This window comes from Streptomyces albidochromogenes, from assembly GCF_005981925.1.
GTDB classification, from domain to species: Bacteria; Actinomycetota; Actinomycetes; order Streptomycetales; family Streptomycetaceae; genus Streptomyces; species Streptomyces albidochromogenes.
Map to the genome: position 1 here is coordinate 1 of NZ_VBVX01000416.1, position 4,889 is coordinate 4,889.

The following is a 4,889-nucleotide window of genomic DNA, read 5'->3' on the forward strand; positions in this document are numbered from 1 at the left end:
ACACCCGGCCGGCCGTCCCGCCGCACCCGTCACTCCGCACCCTCAAGTGCGCAGATAGGACGCCCCGTTGAGGTCCAGCACCGCCCCGGACGACCACTCCGCCCCCGGCGACGCCAGCCACACCACCGCCCCCGCGATCTCCTCCGCCGACGCCACCCGGCCGAACGGGCTCTGGGCCCGGATCGCCTCGCCCTCCGCGCCGCTCAGCCGGTGCGCGACGCGCTCGGTGTCGAAGAAGCCCGGCGCCACCGACGCGACCCCGATGCCGTACGGCGCGAGGGAGACCGCAAGCGACTGGCCGAGCGCGTGCACCGCCGCCTTCGTCGCCCCGTACGCCGGGTGATCGGGCTCCCCGCGGAACGCGCCGCGCGAACCGATGTTGACGATCCGTCCGCCCGTCCCCCGGTCGATCATGCGGCGGGCCGCGAGATGGCTGAGGTTGGCCGTGGCGAGCAGGTTGACGGACACATGGCGCTGCCACACGTCCGCCCACGCGTCGTACGGCGTCTCGGCGAGCGGATGGCGCTCGTTGACCGCCGCGTTGTTCACCAGTACGTCGATGCCGCCGAGCCCCTCCGCCGCCAGGTCCGCCACGGCCGCCGCGCCCGCCGGGTCGGACAGGTCACCGCCGACGAGCACATGGCCCGTACCGGGCAGCCCTTCGAGGGTCCGCACCGCGTCCTCGCGCCGCGAGCCGTAGTGGACCGCGACACGGTCGCCGCCCGCCGCGAAGGCGTGGGCGACGGCGCGGCCGAGCCCGCGCGACGCGCCGCTGACGAGGACGCGGCGGCCGGAGGACGGCAGGCCGGGGAGCGGCTGCGGCGGCGCGTGCGGGGGCAGGTGCATGACGGTGGCCTCTCGGAGGACGGGCGGTGTTCAGCCCCCGTTTATACGCGCGCGCGAGCCTGACCCCGAAAACACGTGCCCCTCACGGGCCTCAGGAGGTACGAATGACGATCACCCGCAGGGACTTCGCCAGACGCTCCGCTTTCACGGGCGCCTCGGTGGCCCTCGTCGGCACCGTCGGCGCGCTCGCCACCGCACCGGGGGCCCTCGCCGCCGACGACCCGGCGGAGACCGACGCCACCGGTGAGCGGGCCGGCAAGGGCGGGCCCGGCCCCGGTTACGGGCCGCTCGTCCCCGACCCCGAGGGCATCCTGGCCCTCCCGGCGGGTTTCTCGTACCGGATCATCACGCACTCCGGTGTCACCAGGCTGGAGTCCGGCGAGTACACGCCGTCCAACCACGACGGCACCGCCGCCTTCGACGGCCCGCGCGGCACGACGCTGCTCGTCAACAACCACGAGCTCAAGGGCGCGCGCTCCAAGTGGAAGCACCCCGTGCCGCTCGCCGAAGGACTGGTGTACGACCCGGCCGCGTCCGGCGGCTGCACGGTCGTCGAGGTGCACCGCGGCGGCGAGGTCGCCGAGTGGGTGGGGATCGCGGGGACCTCCACCAACTGCGCCGGTGGCAGCACCTCTTGGGGCACCTGGCTGACCTGCGAGGAGAACTCCGACCGGGCCGGCCAGAACGGCATGACCAAGGACCACGGCTACGTCTTCGAGGTCGACCCGTACGACCGCCGCGCCAACCGGGACCCCCGGCCCGTCAAGGCGTTCGGCCGCTTCGACCACGAGGCCGTCGTCATCGACCCCAAGCGCGGTCACGCGTACCTCACCGAGGACGCCTCGCAGCCCAACGGGCTGCTCTTCCGCTGGGTCCCGCCGCACGGCTTCAAGCACGGCCGGGGGCAGCTGCGCCGGCTCGCCGACGACGCGGGTGTCCTCCAGGCCACCAAGTGCTTCGACTCCGGCGGCCGGTTCGTCGACGACCTGTCGCGTGCCACCCGCATCGGCACGGTCTACGGCGTCGACTGGATCGACGTACCCGACCGGGACGGCCGCACGGTCGCGGTGCGCGAGCAGTTCGACGACGGGGACATCACGCGCGCCCGCAAGCTGGAGGGCATGTGGTGGGCCGACGGCGGCGCGTACATCGTGTCCTCGTACGCCCGTGACGAGAGCCCGGGCGAGCCGCACGACGGCCAGGTGTGGTTCTACGACCCCAGGCGCCGCACGCTCACGCTGAAGGTCCTGCTCGGCACGGGCGGACAGTTCGACGGCCCGGACAACATCACCGTCTCGCCGTACGGCGGGCTGGTCGTCGCGGAGGACGGCGAGGGCGGCCAGCACCTCTTCGGCGCCACCGAGAGCGGTCGCACGTACCCGATCGCCCGCAACGAGCTGAACGTGGGAAGCGAGGCCGAGCCCGAGTTCAGCGAGTTCACCGGGGTCGTCTTCTCTCCCGACGGCAGGACGCTCTACGCCAACATCCAGGACCCGGGCATCATGGTCGCCATCACCGGTCCGTGGCGGCGTCGCCGTTCTCACTGACGGCGAGGAGTTCGGCGAGCTCGCGCTCGTGCTCGCGGATCAGGTCGGCCACCAGCTCCTGCTCCCACCACGGCCCGGCGGCGGCTCGCTCCGCGCACCAGGCGAGGGCCTCGGGCATGCTCGGCCGGCCGGCCGGGGTCTTGGCCAGGCAGGCGGCGAGGAAGCCGGGCCATTCGCCGCCCGGTACGCCGACGAGGTCGGGCGCGTCGTGCAGGGTCCGCTCGGTGACCTGCGCGGCGCTGCCCGAGCCGAAGGGGTTGCGCCCCGTGCTGGACAGGGCGAGGAGCGCGCCCAGGGCGAAGACGTCGGCGGGCGTGTCGGCCCGGCTGCCCGGCGTCAGCTCCTCGGGGGCGACGAAGCCCAGGAAGCCGTGGCCGGCCGGGTCGAGACCGGCGGAGCGGCCGACGGTGCCGAAGTCGACGATCTTCGGGCCGCGGTGGGTGATCAGCACGTGGGCCGGCTTGAGGTCCAGCAGGGCCGGACCGGCGCCGTGGATCGCCGACAGGGCCACGGCGATCGCCGAGCCGAACGTGCCGAGGTCCGCCGGGCCCAGCGGTCCCGCCGTGGTGATGGCCTCCACCAGCGGCGGCCCCGCGCAGAACTCGGCCGCGAGCCAGGGCTGCCGGTCCTCCGTGCCGGTGTCGACCACCGTCGCGGTGAACGGCCCGCGCACCCGCAGGGCGGCGGCGGCCTCGCGCCGGAAGCGCTCGCGGAACCGGGGGGCCTCGGTCAGCCGGTCGTGGACGGTCTTCAGCGCGACCAGCCCCCCGGCGGGGTCCCGTGCCAGGTGCACACGGCCCGTACCGCCCTCACCGATCAGTGAGACGGTCCGGTACTCCGCGCGCTCGGCCATGCCGTGGTCCCTCCGGTCGTACGCGATCGTGATCGTGACCCAGTGTCCCGGACGCCCTCTGCGACGCGTCCGGCGGCCGGGCGGTTGCGTCCCCGGGGAAACAACTCGCCTTGCGGGTACTCGCACCGCACGAATTGACGCCACCGCCGCCGTGGAACTCCGGTCGTGGGAGCGCGCGTTTCCGGTGGGCGCGGGCGCCGAATGGTTCCCCGGCGCCGGGCGGAGCCCGATCATGAGGTCACCGGCGCCGGGGAGCGGCGAGAGATGGGGCTCTGAACAGCGGTTATGCGGCCTTGGCGCTGCCGGGCCGGCGGCCGGACAGCGTTATTCGGGCGGGCTTTCCTGGCGAATTCGCCTGCGTTTCGCACCACTGCGGGGCTATATCCCGGCGTCCTTTCTGACCGGAGCCGTCAATTTCGTTTCTCCGCAGAGTCCTTGAGGGCGGGCACGTGTGTTCGTCGTGCGTTCGGCGCCTGTTCGGCGTCCGGTCGTCGCCACCGGCGAGCGGGCCGCGCCCGGCGACCGGGCCCGGCGGCGGACCGCGGACCGGCCCGGACGACGGCGGAGAATTCCGTCTTCCCTGTGAATTTCGCCGGTGCCGGCCCGGTCACGCTGCGTTCGCGACGGCTGCGCCGCACACCGCGTATGGCCTTGTGGGCCGGGCGATCCACGGGGTGCCGCCACCCGGGCCGGAGGCGGTCGCCGACCGCCTCCGGGCGAAGTGATCATGGACGGGCATGGCGTGGCGGCCTCGCGGGGCGCATACTCTCAACTAATGACAAAGTCAGCCGGAGCCCGGCGCTACCTGCCGTCCAGTCCCTTCAACGTCCCCGCCGCGGACGCCCCCCCGATCGAGGTCTTCGAGGTGGGCGACCGGGTTTCGCACGATCAGTTCGGACTCGGGAGGGTCGTCGCCGTCGAAGGCGAGGCGGCGGTTCTCATCGACTTCGCCGGGCGACAGGGGCGCATCCTGAGCCCCTTCACCAAACTGACCAAGCTCTAGCCCCTCCCGCGCACGAGCGCTAGAGGGCCTGGGCTGCCGGCTTGACCATGCCGCGAACGGTGCGACTCTTCACGAAGTCGCCCATCGCGGTCATTTCCCATTCGCCAGAGAACTGCCTGATCAGCTTTGCCATCATCACTCCCGTCTGCGGCTCGGCGCCCGTCAGGTCGAAGCGGACCAGCTCTTCACCGGTCGCCGCGTCCAGCAGTCGGCAGTAGGCCTTCGCCACCTCGGTGAACTTCTGTCCCGTGAAGGAGTTCACCGTGAACACCAGGCCCGTCGCCTCCGGCGGGATGCGGCCGAGATCGACGGTGATGACCTCGTCGTCGCCCGCGCCCTCGCCGGTGAGATTGTCGCCGGAGTGCTTGACCGCGCCGCCCAGGATCGACAGCTTGCCGAAGTAGCAGCTGTCGATGTGCTTGCGCGTCCCGTCGTACGCGATGACGGACGCGTCCAGGTCGATGTCCTTGCCCCGGAAGGCCGGCTCCCAGCCGAGGCCCATCTTGACCTGGGAGAGCAGCGGGCGGCCGCCCTTGACCAGGGAGACCGTCTGGTTCTTCTGGAGGCTGACCCGGCCCTTGTCGAGGTTCACCTTGCCGCTCGCGGCGGGGGGCGCCGGCGGGGCGGCGGGAGCCGCGGG

5 protein-coding genes are annotated in these 4,889 nt (G+C 72.9%); 2 read left to right on the top strand and 3 right to left on the bottom strand.

Translation table 11 applies throughout. From position 1 onward, the window contains the following. Positions 1–42: 42 nt before the first annotated feature. A complete protein-coding gene (locus E2E34_RS31445; RefSeq protein WP_138905257.1) occupies positions 43–846 on the bottom strand; it encodes an SDR family NAD(P)-dependent oxidoreductase in 804 nt (267 codons plus the stop codon). Between the two features lie 104 nt (positions 847–950). Here E2E34_RS31445 and E2E34_RS31450 point away from each other — a divergent pair, with 104 nt between their 5' ends. Next, a complete protein-coding gene (locus tag E2E34_RS31450; protein ID WP_138905258.1) occupies positions 951–2,393 on the top strand; it encodes an alkaline phosphatase PhoX in 1,443 nt (480 codons plus the stop codon). On the opposite strand, the gene E2E34_RS31455 is transcribed toward E2E34_RS31450, so the two are convergent. Then, positions 2,359–3,246, bottom strand: a complete 888-nt coding sequence (locus tag E2E34_RS31455) for a protein kinase domain-containing protein (RefSeq protein ID WP_167518428.1) — start codon at positions 3,244–3,246, stop codon at positions 2,359–2,361. The two genes, E2E34_RS31450 and E2E34_RS31455, sit on opposite strands and share 35 nt — an antisense overlap. A 775-nt stretch (positions 3,247–4,021) precedes the next feature. On the opposite strand from E2E34_RS31455, the gene E2E34_RS31460 reads away from it, so the two are divergent. Continuing rightward, a complete protein-coding gene (locus tag E2E34_RS31460) occupies positions 4,022–4,249 on the top strand; it encodes a hypothetical protein (RefSeq protein ID WP_138898319.1) in 228 nt (75 codons plus the stop codon). A 19-nt stretch (positions 4,250–4,268) separates the two neighbouring features. Here the strand turns inward: E2E34_RS31460 and E2E34_RS31465 are convergent. After that, positions 4,269–4,889: TerD family protein (locus tag E2E34_RS31465; RefSeq protein ID WP_208765392.1), on the bottom strand; the 621-nt coding region annotated here is incomplete at its 5' end.